Here is a 17,587-nt window from a genome sequence, read left to right as displayed (position 1 = left end):
GTCAATGGTATTACCGCGTCACGCACCGCCCCAACCGGTTAATGACGAGATGAGAGGATGACGAGATAAGATTTCACGTCACTCTTCCCTTTTCCCTCTTCCCTGACTACGCTTCCCATCCCCAGATAACGCGGACGCCCCAGAAGATGATTAACAGGGCGATCGCCACGAAATCAGAGACGCGCAAGCGAGACTCGTGCCAGAGAACGCGATGGCGATCGGGACTGGTGAAACCGCGAACTTCCATCGCCGAGGAGATTTGCGCCGCCCTCAACAGTAGGTTTTCGAGCAAGCGTTCGGCGACGACGAGCCAGATTTTTGAGGTTCCGCGAAATCCCAGTTTTTTCCAGTTAATGGCGCGAGTTTGGATCGATCGCGAGAGGTTTTGAATTTCTTCTAAAACTAAGGGCAAAAAGCGCAAGGAGAGCGTGAGCGTCAAGGCGATTTCGGTCACGGGAAGATCGAACCAACGCAACGGTCGCATGAGGTCTTCTAACCCGTCGGTAATCGCTTCGGGTGACGTGGTCAATAAATAGAGGTTCGTGCTGTAAATCAGCGTAAACAGCAGCGTACTAATGCTAACGGCCAGATCGAGAGAATGGCGGGTAATCGCCAACGGCCCGCGATCGAACCATATATAACGATAGTCCGTCGGTTGCGGGAGTTCGGTTAAATCGGGAATTGTTGGAGTGGTAGCGGTATCTGTCGCGTCGTTGGCGTCTTCTTCCTCAACTCCCCAGCCAAAGGGATCGTACCAGGGATTGCGATCGGGTTCTTCGGGAACGATCGCCTCTTGTTGGGCGAACGCGAGTTCGTCGGCGGGGAGACGGGGTTGGTGGGTATCGGTGAGACTGTCTGGGGTGATCGCGCCGATGAGAAGCACCGTCAGACAGAAAAATATCAACCATCCCATCTGTTGTCGCCACACCCGTAAGGGAATTGCCGCTGCTAACGTGATGAAAATCAGGAATACTACGAGAGATATACGCCAAATCGGATTTGCTAAAAGTGGCGTGACGAGAAAACTCATCAACCAGACGAGTTTTACCCTGGCATCGAGGTGGTGCAGCCAGGTAACGGGTTTTTCCAGGTACAAGCCTAGGGGGAGAGAACGCAGTAAATCCATTCCGAAATTGTAGCCGATCGCCTAACCGTAAAGCTTTTTCAAAATTTGGGCTAACGCTGAATCCAAATCTTGCAATGCCTCGTCTAGACTACGGTATTGCGAGCGACCTTCCCAAGGCATTCTACCCATATCGAGAGCGCGAACGAACGAGGTCAAAGGACCGTCTGGGTCGTCGCCAAGCTGAATCCATCCGTCATGTTCTACGATCCAACGTTGAATATTGGAATATTTGCGATCGAATGTATCTACCATCTCAAGGAATACTCAGCCATTTCGTTTGAGTTCTCAGACTATTTTAACGGCTATTTTCTAAAAATCAAAAAAGCCCAGATTTTTTATGAATCTAGGCTTCGATTTCATACTGGATTTAGGTCAGAAGAAATGACAGAACGAACATATCGAAAACGACGGTCACCTACCGACTCATTTCCAACATTCGTTGAATCGGTTTCAGTGCCGCTTGTCGAACCTCTTCCGGCATCGTAATTTCCGGTTGGCGATACTTCATAGACAGATAGAGTTTTTCGAGAGTATTCAACCGCATATGGGGGCATTCATTGCAAGCACAATTTCCCGTTGGCGGTGCAGCAATAAACTCTTTTTGCGGCATCGCTTTCTGCATTTGGTGAATGATACCGGGTTCGGTAGCGACGACAAACGAGTCTTTTGCACTCTGTTTCGCGTATTTGAGTAACGCCGTTGTCGAACCGATGTAGTCCGCGTGACGCAACACGGGGGGTTCGCATTCCGGGTGTGCGATGACTTCCGCTTCGGGGTGTTCGACACGCAGTTGCACGATTTTCTTTTCCGAGAAGTTTTCGTGAACGATGCAGCTTCCGTCCCACAACAGTAAGTCGCGGCCGGTTTGTTCCATCACGTACCGCCCCAAGTTGCGATCGGGGGCGAAAATAATCGGCCGATCTTTGGGGATTTGGTTGACAATATCGACGGCGTTGGAACTGGTGCAAATGATATCGCTCATCGCCTTAATCGCCGCCGTGCAGTTGATGTAAGACACCACGAGGTGGTCGGGATGTGCGGCTTTAAATTGGGCGAACGCCTCTGGCGGACAGCTATCGGCCAAAGAACATCCCGCCGCGAGATCGGGGAGAATCACCAATTTATCGGGGTTGAGGATTTTCGCCGTTTCCGCCATAAAGTGAACCCCCGCAAAGACGATAACGTCCGCGTTGGTGTCGGCGGCTTGACGAGACAACCCGAGAGAATCTCCGATGTAGTCGGCGATGTCTTGGATGTCAGGGTCTTGGTAATAGTGGGCGAGGACAACAGCGTTGAGGTCGCGTTTGAGCGTGGCGATCGCCTCGAACAGATCCTCGGGAAGGTCTGAAACGCGGGTAGTTTGAGGAGAACGTGCAGTGGTAAACACAGTGGCAGCGATATCGTCTTCTTAGATTTAACCTATGGTTAACTGAATTATAGTGGTTTTTACCAAAAATATCTGAAGAAGGGGAGAGGGGGAGAAGGGGAGAAGGGGAGAAGGGGAGAAGGGGAGAAGGGGAGAAGGGGAGAGGGGGAGAAGGGGAGAAGGGGAGAAGGGGAGACAAGAAATACCCTATGGAGTCGGTGCGTGACGAGTTGGCCGGTAAGACCGGATACTTTTCTGGTCTTTAGGTCACGCACCCTACGATTGCTGTTCCCAGATCCGCTGTTCCCTATCTTCACTGGTGACTGGTGACTGGTGACTGGTGACTGTAAAAGCTGAGTTCATCCCGATCTGAAAGCTCTCCTGTCTGGGACGGTTTTTCGGTATGATTCACAGGGAGCAGCTTCGCCTGCACTGGGATGCGTCTGACGTTCGGCCGACCACAGACCCCGACGTCAAGCATCGTTCAAAATTTAATTTTTGCGAGTTTTTACGCTCCGCTGTAGTGGGAGATATCGCAGGCGAACACCTGCGACGCCGTACCGTTAAAGTGGCGAGCGTTGCCGGACTCTGACGAAGCGACCCCCTGCCAGATACCGATTTGGCGAACGTTAATGGAGGACAGACCCCTGGCTACTACCGTCATCTTAATCCGTCACGGACAAAGTACGTACAATCTCGAAGGTCGCATTCAAGGACGCTGCGACAAGTCTGTTTTAACTGAACTCGGGCGGGAAACTGCCCGTCAAACTGGCCGCGCGTTGGCAGGAATCTCGTTCGATGCAGTCTATTGCAGTCCCCTGCAACGGGCGTCTCAAACGGCGGAGATTATCTGCCAAACGCTATCTGAAGATGGAAGTCTGACGCCGACGGTTTCCGATTTACTGCGAGAAGTGGATTTGCCGCTGTGGGAAGATCGGCGTCGGGACGAGGTGATGGAAACGTTTCCCGACGACTATCGCCTCTGGAAAGCTCGTCCCCACGAGTTCAAAATGGTCGTTCCTACTGAAGACGGCGGAACGCGAGACCATTTCCCGATTTTGTCGCTGCACGAACAGGCGAAGCAGTTTTGGGAGTTCGTGCTGTCGAAACACGCCGGTCAAACGGTGGCAGTGGTCGCCCACAATGGGATTAACCGCTGCTCGATTAGTACGGCGTTAGGGGTCGGTCCGCAAGACTATCAAGGGATTCAACAGTCGAACTGCGGTATTTCGATTTTCCGATTCTCGGGCGGTTTGAGCGATACAGTTCAGATGGAGTCGATGAACCAAATCGGCCATCTCAGTGAAGATCCGTTTCCCTCACCCCGCAAGCCCCATCGCGGCCCGAGGCTGTTGTTGGTACGTCACGGGGAAACGCAGTGGAACCGGGAATCGCGCTTTCAGGGTCAAATCGACGTTCCGCTCAATGAAAACGGTCGCGCCCAGGGGCGTCGGGTGGCTCAGTTGTTGAAGTCGGTGAAGTTAGACTTTGCGGTGACGAGTCCGATGTTGCGCCCCAAGGAAACGGCGGAGTTGATTTTGGAACACCATCCTGGGGTCGCGTTGACGACGAACGAGAACCTGCGAGAAATCGGTCATGGTCTCTGGGAAGGGAAGCTGGAATCTGAGATTCGAGGGGAATACGGCGAGTTACTCGAGCGCTGGAAGACGCAACCGGAAACGGTACAGATGCCGGAAGGGGAGAATTTACAACAGGTTTGGGATCGGGCGAAGTTGGCGTGGGACGAAATCGTGAAAGCCTATGGGGAGAGCGATCGCCCGCTGACGGGAATCGTTGTCGCCCACGATGCGATTAATAAGGCGATTTTGGCCTCGCTGTTCGATTTGGGACCGGACCATTTCTGGAACTTCAAGCAAGGAAACGGGGCGGTCAGCGTTATCGACTATCCCCACGGTCCTGACGGAAAACCGGTTTTGCAAACCTCGAACGTCACGCTTCATTTGAACGAAAACGGCGAGTTGTTCGATCGCACTGCTGCTGGTGCGTTGTAGAACCGTCGTCTTGTTGGGACATCACTGTGAGGAGGGAAATGGCTGCAAAGGAAGTCTTGCGTCAGGTTCGCACGATCGATCCGCTCTCGAAGACCGATCGCGTGGCGGATGTTTGGCTCGATAACGGAACGATTCGCGCGATCGCCGATCGCTTGGACGACGATCTACCCGAGACGGAGGAAATTGACGCACGAGGTGCGATTCTCGGTCCGGGCTTGGTGGATTTATACGGTCGTACGGGCGAACCGGGATTTGAGGAGCGCGATACTCTGGAATCTTTGGCGAAATCGGCGATCGCGGGGGGCTATACCCGCGTGACGCTACTTCCGAAGACGGTTCCTCCCATCGATACCCCCGCAGGCGTCGCCCAGTTGTACTCGCGTTGGGAAAAACTGGGGTCGATCGCGCCTCGATGGAATCCCCCGCAGCTACAGGTGTGGGGGGCGTTGACGCAGAACCTCGAGGGCGATCGCATGGCGGAGTTAGGAGACTTGGCCGAGGCGGGCGTTGTCGGCTTTACGGACGGTTCCCCCCTGTCTAATCCGGTATTCGTGCGTCGGGTGTTGGAATACGGCCAGGGTTTGCGGCGTCCTCTGGCCTTTTATCCGTGCGATCGCCGTTTGGCCGGAGAAGGGGTCGCTCGAGAAGGGGGCGATGCTCTACGATTGGGACTCCCAGGACTTCCGGCGATGGCGGAAACGGCGGCGTTGACTGCTCTACTCGAGGCGGTGGCGGAATTCGATACCCCCGTTCACGTGATGCGGGTTTCGACCGCCCGCAGTGTGGAAATCGTCGCCGAGGCCAAACGCCGGGGACTTCCGGTCACGGCTAGCACCCCTTGGACGCATTTGATTTGGGATACGACGGATTTGGCGGAGTACGATACGAGTTTTCGCCTCGATCCCCCGTTGGGAACTCCTCGCGATCGCGCTGCTTTAGCTGAAGGGGTCAAGTCAGGAATTCTCGACGCGATCGCCATCGATCGCGCCCCCTATACCTACGAAGAAAAAACCGTAGCCTTTGCGGAAGCGCCAGCGGGTGCAATTGGGTTACAATATTCGTTTGTTCTGTTGTGGAACGAGTTGGTCGCCTCGGGTCGATGGACGCCGTTGGAACTCTGGCAAGCAACGAGTACGAACCCGGCGCACTGTTTGCAGCAGTCGCCGCCCACTTTAAGTTCAGGCGATCGTGCAGAGTTGTTGTTGTTCGATCCCAACACCCCTCAAAGCCTCTCGGCGCAAGCGCTCGAGTCGCGCTCCTCGAACGCTCCCGGTCTGGGAGTTCGTGTCAACGGGCGGGTGCTTCGGACTTGGTGTTAGCTAAGATGTGACAAACGATCGTATCGCAGCAGCGGTGGCGATCGCTCAATGTCACTCGTTCCCGTCGGAATCGGGCGATCGCTGGCTCTTTACAAAACTTTAACTTCGACGCGTCGAATTTTTGTCATTTTCCAGTTGGAAAACCCCTCTCGACTCTAACGAACTATTGTATTTGTTATAGTCTTGTTAAGAAATTTATAATTTTAAGAAATGTTCCAGATTCTCCCTAGGTATATCCGTAAAAATACTGATATAGTAGAAATGAGATCGTAGAAAGAAGTTTGCCAGACCCATTTCGAGAGACTGCATCTGACCGAATTGTTCGTTATCGTAGTGATGGAGCTGTTCGAGCGATGAAGACGTTCCTACAAATCACTAGCATGGTAATTCTGGCAGTGGGTGCCTGCACGATCTCCGGAGAGTCTGTTTTGGCTGCTGAGTCTTCCCCGACAGGTGACGTATTGCTTCCTCGGGAACTCTCGGAATACGAGCCAGACGTCGAACCGGGTGTTCCCACTGGACCGGGAAGCGGCAGCCGCTGTTACGAATGACACCTCTTTCAACCCGTTCGAGCGATTTTCGCCCCGATCGCTCGAATGAAGGGAAGAGTGTGAAAAATTACATTGCCAAGCATCGGTCAAAATACTCTCGATTATCACCTTCAAAGTCTAAAAACCCCCCAAAACTTCCAAAAACCCCGATCCAACCCAAACGGTATTGAATCACGCTGTTTCGCTGCGATCTGTTGTTTGAGTTACATTTTGCCCGAGATCGTCTTCGAGAATGGAACTGCACCAGAGTCGATCGCCGCGTCCGAGAGTATGAACGCGCCACTGCGGATCGCTGTGAGGAAAATCGCTGCGGTAGTGACCGCCTCGGCTTTCAGTGCGAAACGCAGCACTTTTGAGAATTAATTCGGCAATATCGAGGAGGTTGCGCGTTTCCCCCCAAGCTAGGAGCGACGAGCTATCGCCGTCAGCACCGATATCGGCCGTGCGACCTCGAACGAGGGCGTTTATCTGTCGCGAAAGGGACGAGGCGGCGAATTCTGCTTTCCAAGCCGCGATGCGATCGAGGGCAAATTCCAGCGTGCGCGCGTCGCGAGAAATCCCCGCACTCTGCCACACCAATCGAGGTAAATCGTGACGTAACTGTTCGATCGCCCCTCGCGCGCCGCTGAGGTCGATCGCGTCGTGCTGCGTCGCGGGGGGAGTGTCTGCGATCGCCGTCTCGAGCAGTTCCAAATGTCCCAACTGCGCCCCGAACACGATACATTCGAGCAAAGAATTACTCGCCAGTCGGTTCGCGCCGTGAACGCCCGTGCTGGCAGTTTCGCCGACAGCGTACAGTCCCTCGATCGACGTGCGCCCCTGTAAATCCGTGGCGATTCCCCCCATCCAATAGTGCGCGGCCGGCGCCACGGGAACCGGTTCGGAAAAGACATCGACGCCCCACTGACGACACACCCGCACGATATTCGGAAACCGTTTGCGAATCCGTTCCTCGGGAATCGAGCGAAAATCGAGCCAGACGTGGGCCTCGGCGGGATCGAGACCCGTACTGCGAAGGTAGTTAAAAATCGAACGGCTGACCACATCGCGGGGGGCTAACTCCCCTTCGGGATGGTAATCGAACGCGAAACGGCGACCTTCAGCATCGACGAGATGCGCCCCTTCCCCTCGCACGGCTTCGCTAATTAAAAACCGAGGCGCACCGGGTTTCATCAACGCCGTGGGGTGAAACTGGAAAAATTCTAAATCGCGCACGATCGCCCCAGCCCGCCAGGCCAAGGCCACCCCGTCCCCCGTACTGACTGAAGGATTGGTGGTTTTGGCGAACACCCGGCCGCCGCCCCCCGTGGCCAAAACGACCGCCCGAGCTTTGACCCAGCAAATTTCACCGCGATACAGCACGCCAACCCCCTGACAGCGTCCCGTTTCGTCGAGCCACAGGTCGAGAACGAACGCCCGAGAGATGGGGGTAATGTTGGGGCGTCGGGCGACTTGTCGTCCCAGGGTACTGACGACGGCGCGTCCGGTGGTGTCGGCGGCGTGGAGAACGCGACGGCGGGAGTGAGCGGCTTCGAGGGTCAAGGCCAGCCGGTCGTCTTGGCGGTCGAAGGAAACGCCCAATTCGACGAGCGATCGAATACAGTCGGGCGCTCGTTCGGCTAGAAACTCCACGGCCGGTTTGTCGCACAGTCCAGCTCCCGCCTTGAGGGTGTCTTCAATGTGGAGTTTGGGGGAATCGTCCTCCGCTACGGCGGCCGCAATTCCGCCCTGGGCCCAATCGCTGGCGGAGAGTGGAATTTCGTCTTTTGTCAGCAAGCCGACGTTGAGGGAATCGGGCAAACACAAAGCGGCGTAGAGTCCCGCCGCTCCCGACCCCACCACGATCGCATCGAAGCTCGGCGGGAGTGTCGGGAGAGACTGAACCTCAAACGTCGGTGAACTCACAATAAAAATCGCCCCTTGTTCGATGTTTGACCTGAAGGAATTTGGATGCCGCTGGCAACCCTTGGAGACCGGCTGTCGTCGCAACCGATTTCTCTTTACCTCAGTGTACAAGGGGCGTTGGAAGTTTTAAACGTTTTCGCGATCGGGACGGAGATCGACGCGATCTCCCATCGTTTTTTAGTAAATCCCGTTGTTAATGCGATCGTCGCCTTCGATGAGGAAGGATTCGGGTTCGGTCACTGTGAACTTATCTAAGTTCGCTTGCAGAATTTCTTTCTGACGTTCGCTCAACCCCGGAATATCTAGCACGTCTTCGACGTTTTCGTAAGGAGCGTGTTCGATCACGAGCGTAGCGAGCGTGGGATACATCCCGCGATATTTGCGGAACGCCCGGAGGTTGGTGTTGTTGAGATCGAGTTTCTCTCCAAACTCCGTTTTGAGTTTGACGTCGAAGGAGTTTTTCAATGCTCCTCCTTCGTTGGCCATGGCAGGTTGAGGCAGTCCGACCCATCCCGCCAAACCGACGAGCAAGCAAACAACCGTTAACAGGCGCACCAGTCGTTTCATTAATTCAATCCCTCTCTCGATGATATGCAAGTTTTACCGTCAATAGTACCATTTTCCACGACATCTCTATCACGGCTCGTTCGATGGGGATCGCGCGAAATTCGTCCGATGCGTACTTTTCTCGTCGGGACGGTCAAACTTCGATTTCTTGATAGCTGACGCGCACGAAGGAATCGAGATCGTCGAAACTACCGGCGTAGGTGAGGGTGGGGCGATCGTAGCCTTTGAGGATGACGCGGTGTTCTTCAAACAGGTCTCGACTGGCTTTGATGGCGCTGAGATAGTGATAGGTCGTTTCGCCCAAGGCCACGTCTTTGTGGAGTTCTTTCGTGGCGGATTCTAAGCGAAAGGCTGCGTTGACGGTGTCTCCGAGGGCGGTGTAGTCGGGGCGATCGCCGGTTCCCGTATTCCCCACCATCGCGTATCCTGTATTGACCCCCGCACCGATCCGCAACGGGAACGGGAGGGGGTAGCGATCGCTGAGTTCCCGCGTCATGTGGTGCAGTTCTCCCAACGCTTGACAGATGCGGAGTACTTCTTCTTTACTGACGCCTTCCTGGCCGATTTCCGGGGCGCTGTGGAACCAAACCGCCATCACCGCATCGCCGATATATTTATCGACCCAACTTCCCGCTTCGCGGATGATATTTCCGGCCCGTCGAAACCAGGTTCCGATGATTTCTGAGAGCATTCGTTCGTCGAGCTGGCGGGTCAAGACGGTAAAGTCTCGAATATCGACCACCATGACTGAAATCAACCGCCGTACTGATAAAACCGCCGTGGCGCCGGAGTCTTCTGTATCGGTGTCGTCCGGGTCGGGGGCTGTTTTGGTGGGAGAATAGAACGTCAGTTCGGTTTGGCCGAGGGTGACGCGATCGCCGTTGTTGAGGCGTACGGGAACGCTGACCCGTCGTCCGTTGACGAACGTACCGTTGCGAGAACCGAGATCGATTAAGTAAAACTCACCCAAATCTGTTTGCTGAACCATGGCGTGAGCGCGGGACACCCATCGATCGGGGAGTGTAATCTGGTTGTCATCGCTGCGGCCGAACGTCCAGCAGTTATTTCCCGATAAGGGAAGGTAACGCGAGCCAGATTCGGTTCGCAGGATGAGATGGGGGGCAGATTTCCAGGTCACCACAGGCACTCTCTCTACGACAGGTTGACGGAACAGGGGGAGAGCTACGTCGCTTTGTATCTTTTTTATATTTTGTCGAATCTGCGCTCTTTTGGTTTCGCACGCAACCGATCGCGTCTTGGCGCGAGTTTGGCGACTCTAGCCTAACAGAAGGCGTGGTGGTTCGGACGCCAACGCACTCGACGCGAAGCTCGGCAATGGCGATCGCGTGTGAGATCTCTCAGACCTGTCTTCCCCGAACGACCTCTAACGCGAGGTTAACCCGCTCGGCTCGATACACCCTATCCCCATATTAAGCCGCTAGAGCAGCGAACCAAAACAGTGTATCTACGAAAATCGTACTCAGAACTGCGCCGGAAAACGCCCAACGGTGAAGGGAAGTGTTGGGGGATTTCCAAGCGGCACCTAGGGGTAAAATTCCCGATAAAAACAGCACGCTTCCCAAGACGATCGCGCAACCGATGCCCCACGGCGTTTGGACTTTGGCGATCGCAGCCTGGAAAATCGGCATGGCGAATTCTGCATCGACTTGCATCAACTGACGCCAGTGCGGCATCAGATCGACTAAATAAAAATATACATCAGTTACGACAGTTCCAAATAAGGAGCCGATGGCGAACCAACTTCCGACGAGCAGGCGTCGGCGACTGATGCACCACAGGGGTAGCGGTAGGGCGATAAATTCAACGGGAAGGTGGAGTAGCGGCTCCCAGCGCAACCAGCCCCAGTAAATGGCACCTGCCAGCCAACTTCCGGCGAAACCCAACAGTAAATCGCCCCACAGCCAGGTTTTTCGTCGCGAGAGCAATACGCCGCTCGATCCCACCCAAAACAGCGTCAGCACCACGCTTATCCACGGGAAGTTCCGCACGAGGGGCGCTTCGGCGAACACGGGAACGGACACGAGAAATACGGCGGCGGCGAAGACCTGCCACGCGGGTTCTGCCAGTACGTTCGACCCCGATCGCTGGTCTTCAGAGGGCTGCGATCGCTGTCGATAGAGGGTTGGATCGGTGAACGGATAGTAAAACAACGTAATTGTTAACATTTGCAAATTCTCCTCATCAACATAACATATCTCTCTTTGGCGGCGAGGCGTGGAGGGTGATGGGGGGGGGAGGAGACGAAGAGGAGGGTGGAAAATCAGACCCCGTTAAAACTGGTTGAGGTGAGGTTAAAATCGAACTCGAAATTTACTAAAAAATTCGAGACGATCCCCTCTGTCATTAATTCATAACAAACACCTTATAAATCCAACATTAATATTAAAAAATAACGAATAAACTGAAGGCTTAGCCTAAAATAAAACCATAGAAAATCTGCCTATCGAGTGACCAGTCAAGGTTAAGAATTATGGCTTACGTATGCGAACTCGGCGGCGATCGAAGGGTTTATCTCGACAACCGGGGAACGCAAACCGTCGTCACCACCGTCAGCAGCGGTGCGGGACAACAACAACAGTCGAGCAGCGGCTTTGAAACGGGAGCTTGGACGGCACCGCCGACGATGTATCGCACGCCGAACGGTGTCGTGCTGCACGTGCAAACCGAACGCGGCGATCGCACAATTCAAATCCAAGGGCAGCAAATGCAAAGTCAAACCGTTGCCTCGTCAGATCGCGAACGCATTCCCTTAAACGAAATCGACGAGATGCCCGCTGCCTCGAAACCGTCAATGGAACCCATGAAACCCATGGAACCCATGAAGCCAATGGAACCCATGAAACCCATGAAAATGGGAGATATGGAAATGAACGCCAATCCGATGGAAATGCGGATGGGGAACATGGAAATGAAAATGGGATCGTCGCCGTCGATGGGCGATCGCCCGGAAAATCAGCGGCGGTTCTGCACGCAATGCGGCGCCTCCGTGGGAGCGAGCGATCGCTTTTGTGGAAGTTGCGGCCATCGGCTGAGTTAGACGGCTGTGGTGGGTACGTCACACGAGAGCAGGCTGACGAGGGAGGCGATCGCGTCTCCAAAGGCTTCAGCGATCGATCGCCTGGGGGATTGGGTCGAAACACAGCTACAACGCCTCGGCGTAGAACTGACGATGGGGGGAGAACCCACGTTCGTCTCCGAAGACGATTTCGAGTCGCTCCAGTGGCGCACCGAAGCCCTCGGCGACGACAAACGCCACATCGCCGGACAGTTGTTGCAACGTCTGGCCAGACGGTTTGACAAGCCGGGAGGATTGCTGCACTACGGCCTGGGGAAACTCTATCCCGGCGAACGCGATCCTCGTTGGGCGTTGGGCTACTACTGGCGACAAGACGGCGTTGCCATATGGCGCGATCGCCGTTTGCTCTCCGAAGACGGCCAGTCCGACGGTTACGATCTCGACACCGCCACAGCATTTATCGAGTGTCTCGTCCGACATCTCGGCGTGTCCGAGCGCTGCATCTGTCCGGCTTACGAGGCCGACTCGTCCGAGAAAGCCGGATATGTTTTGCCGCTGTTACCCGTTTTTCACGGCGATCGCGTGTCCTGGTGTTCCTGTCGCTGGCAGGTTTCCCCCTCGAAGCATCCTACCCCGACCCTCACGCTGCTCGAGGGCAATTCACCGCTGGGGTTGCGCTTACCGTTACAAACCCTTCCCGAACCGACAAGATTCCTCGAAGAAGCCGTTCTTCCCCTCGGGGAAACCCTCGCCGTCGCCCCCACCCCCATCGAAGCCTCGGACAACAGTATTCGCATCGCCCTGTGCGTCGAAGTTCGCCAGGGAACGTTGTACGTGTTCGTCCCACCGTTGACGGGGGCGGCGTGTTTCCTCCACGCGATCGCGGCGATCGAAACCACGGCGGCCGAAACGGGGGTGAAAGTGGCGATCGAAGGCTATCCGCCGCCAGGAAACGCCCGAATCGCGGGATTTTGCATTACCCCCGATCCCGGTGTCATCGAAGCTAACGTTCACCCCGCCGCATCCTGGCGAGAATTGGTCGATCGCACGACCATTTTGTACGAAGAAGCACGACGCTGCGGCTTGGGAACCGAAAAGTTCGATCGCGACGGAAGACGACTGAGTACCGGCGGTGGCGCCCACATCACCCTCGGCGGAAAAACCACCCAGCACAGCCCCCTGTTACGCCGCCCCGATTTACTGCGGAGTTTCATTAGCTACTGGCAAAACCACCCCAGTCTCTCCTATCTCTTTTCCGGTCGGTTTGTCGGCCCCACCAGTCAGTCGCCCCGAGTTGACGAAGCGCGACACGAGAGTTTGTACGAGTTAGATCTGGCCTTTTCTCACCTCGAACGGGGGCGAAATTTGTCGCCGTGGGCGATCGATCGCCTGTTGCGAAACCTCCTGATCGACGTGACGGGGAACACCCACCGCACTGCTTTTTGCATCGATAAACTGTTTCCAGTCAAGAACCCGCGCCAACAGTTGGGGTTGCTGGAGTTGCGATCGATCGCCATGCCGCCGACCCGAGAAATGCGCCTGTTACAACTGTTGTTAGTGCGGGCGTTCGTTGCCTGGTTTTGGGAAACTCCCTACACCGAACCCCTAACGCGCTGGGGAACGACGCTACACGATCGCTTCATGTTGCCCCACTATCTCGAACTCGATTTTCGCGCGGTTCTCGACGACTTACAACAGGCTGGATATTCCTTCGAGTTAGATTGGTTCGCCCCGTTTTTCGAGTTTCGTTTTCCACAATACGGCGTGGTGCATCGGGACGGATTGACACTGGAGTTGCGCCACGCCATCGAACCCTGGAACGTTCTTGGGGAAGAAATGTCGAAATCGGGAACGGCGCGATACGTCGACGACACGATGGAACGGGTTCAGGTGAAGCTGTCTGGCGACGAACGACGGTTGAGGCACTACGCCGTCACCTGCAACGGCGATCGAGTACCTCTGGGACGGTCTGGAACGCCCGGCGAGTGGGTCGCAGGGGTGCGATTTCGTGCCAGAACCCACGAAACGCTGTTGCATCCGGCGATCGCCCCCCACGCCCCGCTGCATTTCGCCCTCGTGGAATCGGACACCCATACGGCGATCGCCGAGTGTATTTATTGTGTCGAACCGCCCGATCGCCCGTTGGATACGACGTTTCCTCAAAATGCAGAAGAGGCGCGATCGCGTTGCTGCGAGCGGTTTGTCGTACCCCGATCGCGATCGCACCCAGTCGATATCGTCGAGGCGTTACCGGATGCAGAATTTCCCCTCACTCTGGATTTGCGGCGTATCAGACCCTGAATCGTCGAGAAATCGAGGAAAGCGAACGTGCTAACATCGACCTGCAACCCCGCCCCACTGCGTCGCAGGCGATCGCTCGTCGAGTCGATGGCGATCGCATCCCCACGTTGCATCTACTTGCCAAACAGTCAACTCAATGCTCGAGTCTAAAATATGGCAACGGTTCGCCTAGAACGAATTACCCGTCAGTTTCAAAACGTTACCGCTGTTGAAGACATCACCTTCGAGGTTCCGGGGGGTGAATTTTGGGTATTGGTCGGGCCGTCTGGCTGTGGAAAATCGACCATTTTACGGACGATCGCCGGATTAGAACGGGCCACTTCAGGACATCTGTACATCGGCGAAACTTGCATCGATGGCGTTCCAGCACGACAGCGAGACGTGGCGATGGTGTTTCAAAATTACGCTCTGTATCCTCACATGACCGTGAAGGAGAACCTCTCGTTTGGCTTGCGAATGCGTCGCACCGACCCGAAAACGATCTGCGAGCGGATCGATCGCGCCGCTACCGCGCTTGATATCGCCCATTTACTCGATCGCAAACCCAAACAGCTCTCCGGGGGACAACAGCAGCGGGTGGCGTTAGGACGGGCGATCGTTCGCCAACCGCGCGCGTTTCTCCTCGACGAACCCCTCAGCAATCTCGACGCGCAACTGCGAGAGGAAACCCGCGCCCAGCTTAAAGAACTGCACCAGCAACTGAGGATTACCACGATTTACGTCACCCACGACCAAGTCGAAGCCATGACCCTGGCCGATCGCATCGTGATTCTCGATGGCGGTCGCATCCAACAAATCGGAACGCCCTTGGAGTTGTACGATCGCCCGGTCAACCGCATGGTGGCCACTTTTCTCGGAAGTCCCCCGACGAACCTGTTTTATGCCACTTACGACGGAGTGCAATTCGATCTCGAGGGGCAAAAACTGCCCGCATTTCCCCTCGACGACAGTTCGACGAACGCTTTACAGTCTTTTCAACAAGCCGGACGAGGGATCGAATTCGGAATTCGCCCGGAAGACGTAGAACTGGCCGATACCGAACGCGGACAGATTCAGGTCGAGGTGAGCATTGTCGAACCTCTCGGACGGGAAACGTTGGTGCGGGCGGCGATTCCCTCTCGAAGCGCGAAAACCCCGCCAATTTTAAACTTTCTGACATCGCCAGCGGTTCGTTTGACCCCAGGAGAACGCGTGTGGGTGAGGTTTCCGAGCGATCGCCTGCTCGCCTTCGACCCACAAACGGGAAAGGTTATCGAAAATTTTGGGTCTAAAACCCCGCCCCTTCGACTTAGCTCAGGGCAAGCCTTCTAGGGCGGCTTTACAGTACAATGGACGTGAATGGTTAAACTGGCTAACGAAACCCAAGTTAGTAAGTTTGCCTAAAACTCCAATTGAATTGGAATTTTGGCGGTGGGACACACCGTTACAGCCTGTGAAGCGAGTGTAAGACTTGAAGGATCTCGATCCGGAGAGCAACTGCGAAAAACTCGAGAGAGAAGGAAGCAGGAACCCAAATCGCGAGGTTTGGGAATCACCGTCCTTCCAGGGCGGTGAGGATGTCAACCGCTACCCCACTTCTCCTTCCCACGCTGGGGTTTTTTCCGAGAACCGAGTCTGATGCGAGAGCGCGATCGCGGCCATTTCTTCCGAAATCCGAATCTCAAACACGGGTTTGCCCCAGTCAGACAAGCCCCTCTATCCCCCCAACCATCCCCCCAACCATCCCCCAACCCCCCTTTGAAAGGGGGGCGAAGGGGGGATAGGGGGCTAAGGGGGGATGTGGTGAAGACTTCTTGAAACCTAGCTTATTGGAAAAGGATGGAGTATTGCCCGTCGCGATCGCGATATCTCTCCTTAAATTTAAGTTTCAATTTAGATCCAATTGGCGATCGCTTCGATATCTTAAAGAGTAATTTAGATACCGGCCCGAGATAGCGTTCCATTGAAGCCTTAGTGGTGCAGAAAAGTCCTGAAACCCTTGTTAGAAAAGATATCGCCGTATTAAAGGGTTGCCCGCAAAATCCCAGATCGGTAAATGGTTGCCGGAGATCCCCGGCATCTCCAAGATGCCGGGGATCTGGATTGAATTCAAATACATATTTGATGTAATTTGTCAATCCCAGATCTCGAAAAGTTTTCTGCACCACTGAACCATTGAAGCAGGCGGTGGATGTGAAGACCGTCGAAAATTGATAGACGAGTGGAGAATCGCGACAGATTTGAGCAAAATCGAACGTGATCGCCCTCAGAGCTTCCTGGAATCATTGTCGGTCGAGTTGAGGTTTGGTCTGAACTGCCCAGGTCGAAATACTTATTTAGCTTGCCCTCTTCTCGCCCAACCCTTTATGGCGTACCGAACGAAGGTACGTATGTATCGTGTTTCTCGTGAGTTCTGTGTTAAAGTCAGTCCTTTCGTGGTTGTTTTCCGAAAAAAATCGGACTTACGACTACACGGGTTTGTCCGCTGAGAGCGATTATATCTTCGAGCCGACTGAAGACGCTAACAGTGCTTATATTACGAGTACGAGAGATCTCCCTAAATCCGGCGATCTCCTCGTCCTTCCGGCACGAGACGGCCCGGTTTGCTATCGTATTCTACAACTCGATACCTATAACGATTCTCCCGACCTGTGGACGGCTCAACTCGAGCGAGTGACGGAAAGTTAACAGGGTGAGGAGTCGAGTCGCCTTCAATCGGTTTAGGACGGAGATAGAAAAGTTGTAAAAAGACCCGAAATAGGCAGTTTGCAATAATAGGCGTTCAAGACAGTTGAGATTTGAGCTTGTCTAACAGCGTCCCGTCTAACTTCACCGTAACTTCTAACCGTTGCGACTCGTCCCGCAATACCAATAATGCCTTTCCGTCTCCTGCGACGCAGTTCAACGCCGACGGCTTCACTTCTAGGGATTCGTAAACGATCGTGGGAACTGCTACCCGTAACACGACTTTAGGCTGAGATTTGGGATAGATGTAAAGCTGCTGTCGCGATTCGTCGAGTTCGAACTGACGGGCGGTAATATTATGCGTGTCCGTTTCCTCGGGTTTGCGCCAGTAAATCGTGATGCCCTTGAGTTCTGGGTCGGTCATCGCAAAGCGATCGTCGAATCGCTGCGGTTCCCAATCCAAATCGTCGCTGTTTCCGCCGTCGGGAAGCAAACGCTGCTGCCAAAGGATTTCTTTGCCCGCTAACTTACCCCACCAACGACGAATTGTCTCTAAATTATCGGAGTTATTGGGGCTATTGCTGCCGTATTGCCAAACGAGTTGGGATTCCATGAGAAGCTATCTCGCTCTGTGATGCCAATCGGTCATACAGCCAGTTTAACCGAGATGGGAAGAAGGGGAGCAAGGGAGAGAGGGAGAGGGGGAGAGGGGGAGAGGGGGAGAGGGGGAGAGAGGGAG

The 17,587-nt window shown here is 54.8% G+C and carries 17 protein-coding genes; 8 read left to right on the top strand and 9 right to left on the bottom strand.

The genetic code is table 11. From position 1 onward, the window contains the following. Nucleotides 1–106: 106 nt before the first annotated feature. The 3 genes from GEI7105_RS0121975 to nadA all read right to left on the bottom strand — a co-directional run bounded on the left by GEI7105_RS0121975 (nucleotide 107) and on the right by nadA (nucleotide 2,513). Complete coding sequence (locus tag GEI7105_RS0121975; RefSeq protein ID WP_017662565.1) at nucleotides 107–1,126, bottom strand: energy-coupling factor transporter transmembrane component T family protein; 1,020 nt, start codon at nucleotides 1,124–1,126, stop codon at nucleotides 107–109. 21 nt (nucleotides 1,127–1,147) lie between these two features. Then, nucleotides 1,148–1,378: a hypothetical protein gene (locus GEI7105_RS0121970; protein ID WP_017662564.1), complete on the bottom strand. Its 231-nt coding sequence runs from the start codon at nucleotides 1,376–1,378 to the stop codon at nucleotides 1,148–1,150. A 163-nt stretch (nucleotides 1,379–1,541) separates the two neighbouring features. Next, nucleotides 1,542–2,513 carry a quinolinate synthase NadA gene (nadA, locus tag GEI7105_RS0121965; protein WP_017662563.1) on the bottom strand — a complete coding sequence of 324 codons (972 nt, stop codon included), beginning with the start codon at nucleotides 2,511–2,513 and terminating at the stop codon, nucleotides 1,542–1,544. A 382-nt stretch (nucleotides 2,514–2,895) separates the two neighbouring features. Here nadA and GEI7105_RS0121960 point away from each other — a divergent pair, with 382 nt between their 5' ends. The 4 genes from GEI7105_RS0121960 (at nucleotide 2,896) to GEI7105_RS37730 (ending at nucleotide 6,374) form a co-directional block, all read left to right on the top strand. Then, nucleotides 2,896–3,084 carry a hypothetical protein gene (locus GEI7105_RS0121960; RefSeq protein WP_017662562.1) on the top strand — a complete coding sequence of 63 codons (189 nt, stop codon included), beginning with the start codon at nucleotides 2,896–2,898 and terminating at the stop codon, nucleotides 3,082–3,084. A 40-nt stretch (nucleotides 3,085–3,124) separates the two neighbouring features. Next, nucleotides 3,125–4,504 carry a histidine phosphatase family protein gene (locus tag GEI7105_RS0121955; RefSeq protein ID WP_017662561.1) on the top strand — a complete coding sequence of 460 codons (1,380 nt, stop codon included), beginning with the start codon at nucleotides 3,125–3,127 and terminating at the stop codon, nucleotides 4,502–4,504. A 38-nt stretch (nucleotides 4,505–4,542) separates the two neighbouring features. After that, on the top strand, nucleotides 4,543–5,823 hold the full coding sequence (locus GEI7105_RS0121950) for a dihydroorotase (RefSeq protein WP_017662560.1): 1,281 nt from the start codon (nucleotides 4,543–4,545) through the stop codon (nucleotides 5,821–5,823). 353 nt (nucleotides 5,824–6,176) lie between these two features. Next, nucleotides 6,177–6,374 (top strand): hypothetical protein, encoded by a 198-nt coding sequence (locus GEI7105_RS37730; RefSeq protein ID WP_144053982.1) that lies wholly within the window; start codon nucleotides 6,177–6,179, stop codon nucleotides 6,372–6,374. A 171-nt stretch (nucleotides 6,375–6,545) separates the two neighbouring features. Here the strand turns inward: GEI7105_RS37730 and nadB are convergent, their stop codons facing one another. From nadB to GEI7105_RS0121925, 4 genes are all read right to left on the bottom strand, one after another. Further along, the gene (gene nadB / locus GEI7105_RS31860) at nucleotides 6,546–8,279 is read right to left on the bottom strand and encodes an L-aspartate oxidase (protein WP_051044221.1); all 1,734 of its coding nucleotides are present in this window, start codon (nucleotides 8,277–8,279) and stop codon (nucleotides 6,546–6,548) included. A 177-nt stretch (nucleotides 8,280–8,456) separates the two neighbouring features. Then, complete coding sequence (gene psbU / locus GEI7105_RS0121935; RefSeq protein WP_017662557.1) at nucleotides 8,457–8,846, bottom strand: photosystem II complex extrinsic protein PsbU; 390 nt, start codon at nucleotides 8,844–8,846, stop codon at nucleotides 8,457–8,459. A 133-nt stretch (nucleotides 8,847–8,979) separates the two neighbouring features. Next, nucleotides 8,980–9,984, bottom strand: coding sequence for an adenylate/guanylate cyclase domain-containing protein (locus GEI7105_RS0121930; protein ID WP_510924320.1), 1,005 nt, complete (start codon nucleotides 9,982–9,984; stop codon nucleotides 8,980–8,982). Nucleotides 9,985–10,276: 292 nt separating this feature from the next. Beyond that, on the bottom strand, nucleotides 10,277–11,032 hold the full coding sequence (locus tag GEI7105_RS0121925) for a DUF3120 domain-containing protein (RefSeq protein ID WP_017662555.1): 756 nt from the start codon (nucleotides 11,030–11,032) through the stop codon (nucleotides 10,277–10,279). 305 nt (nucleotides 11,033–11,337) lie between these two features. Here GEI7105_RS0121925 and GEI7105_RS0121920 point away from each other — a divergent pair, with 305 nt between their 5' ends. The 3 genes from GEI7105_RS0121920 to GEI7105_RS0121910 all read left to right on the top strand — a co-directional run bounded on the left by GEI7105_RS0121920 (nucleotide 11,338) and on the right by GEI7105_RS0121910 (nucleotide 15,495). Beyond that, a complete protein-coding gene (locus GEI7105_RS0121920) occupies nucleotides 11,338–11,904 on the top strand; it encodes a zinc ribbon domain-containing protein (protein ID WP_017662554.1) in 567 nt (188 codons plus the stop codon). Between the two features lie 9 nt (nucleotides 11,905–11,913). Continuing rightward, the gene (locus GEI7105_RS0121915; RefSeq protein ID WP_245555475.1) at nucleotides 11,914–14,184 is read left to right on the top strand and encodes a transglutaminase family protein; all 2,271 of its coding nucleotides are present in this window, start codon (nucleotides 11,914–11,916) and stop codon (nucleotides 14,182–14,184) included. A 153-nt stretch (nucleotides 14,185–14,337) separates the two neighbouring features. Next, nucleotides 14,338–15,495, top strand: coding sequence for an ABC transporter ATP-binding protein (locus GEI7105_RS0121910; protein WP_017662552.1), 1,158 nt, complete (start codon nucleotides 14,338–14,340; stop codon nucleotides 15,493–15,495). A 255-nt stretch (nucleotides 15,496–15,750) separates the two neighbouring features. Here GEI7105_RS0121910 and GEI7105_RS40590 read toward each other — a convergent pair whose 3' ends face one another. Further along, nucleotides 15,751–15,873, bottom strand: coding sequence for a hypothetical protein (locus GEI7105_RS40590; protein WP_017662551.1), 123 nt, complete (start codon nucleotides 15,871–15,873; stop codon nucleotides 15,751–15,753). 705 nt (nucleotides 15,874–16,578) lie between these two features. Here GEI7105_RS40590 and GEI7105_RS0121900 point away from each other — a divergent pair. After that, on the top strand, nucleotides 16,579–16,851 hold the full coding sequence (locus tag GEI7105_RS0121900; protein WP_144053981.1) for a hypothetical protein: 273 nt from the start codon (nucleotides 16,579–16,581) through the stop codon (nucleotides 16,849–16,851). Nucleotides 16,852–16,945: 94 nt separating this feature from the next. Here the strand turns inward: GEI7105_RS0121900 and GEI7105_RS0121895 are convergent, their stop codons facing one another. Continuing rightward, nucleotides 16,946–17,461, bottom strand: coding sequence for a hypothetical protein (locus GEI7105_RS0121895; protein ID WP_017662549.1), 516 nt, complete (start codon nucleotides 17,459–17,461; stop codon nucleotides 16,946–16,948). Nucleotides 17,462–17,587: the final 126 nt, after the last annotated feature.

This window comes from Baaleninema simplex PCC 7105, assembly GCF_000332355.1.
GTDB classification, from domain to species: domain Bacteria; phylum Cyanobacteriota; class Cyanobacteriia; order Cyanobacteriales; family Geitlerinemataceae; genus Baaleninema; species Baaleninema simplex.
This window is presented reverse-complemented; position numbering and strand designations above follow the sequence as displayed.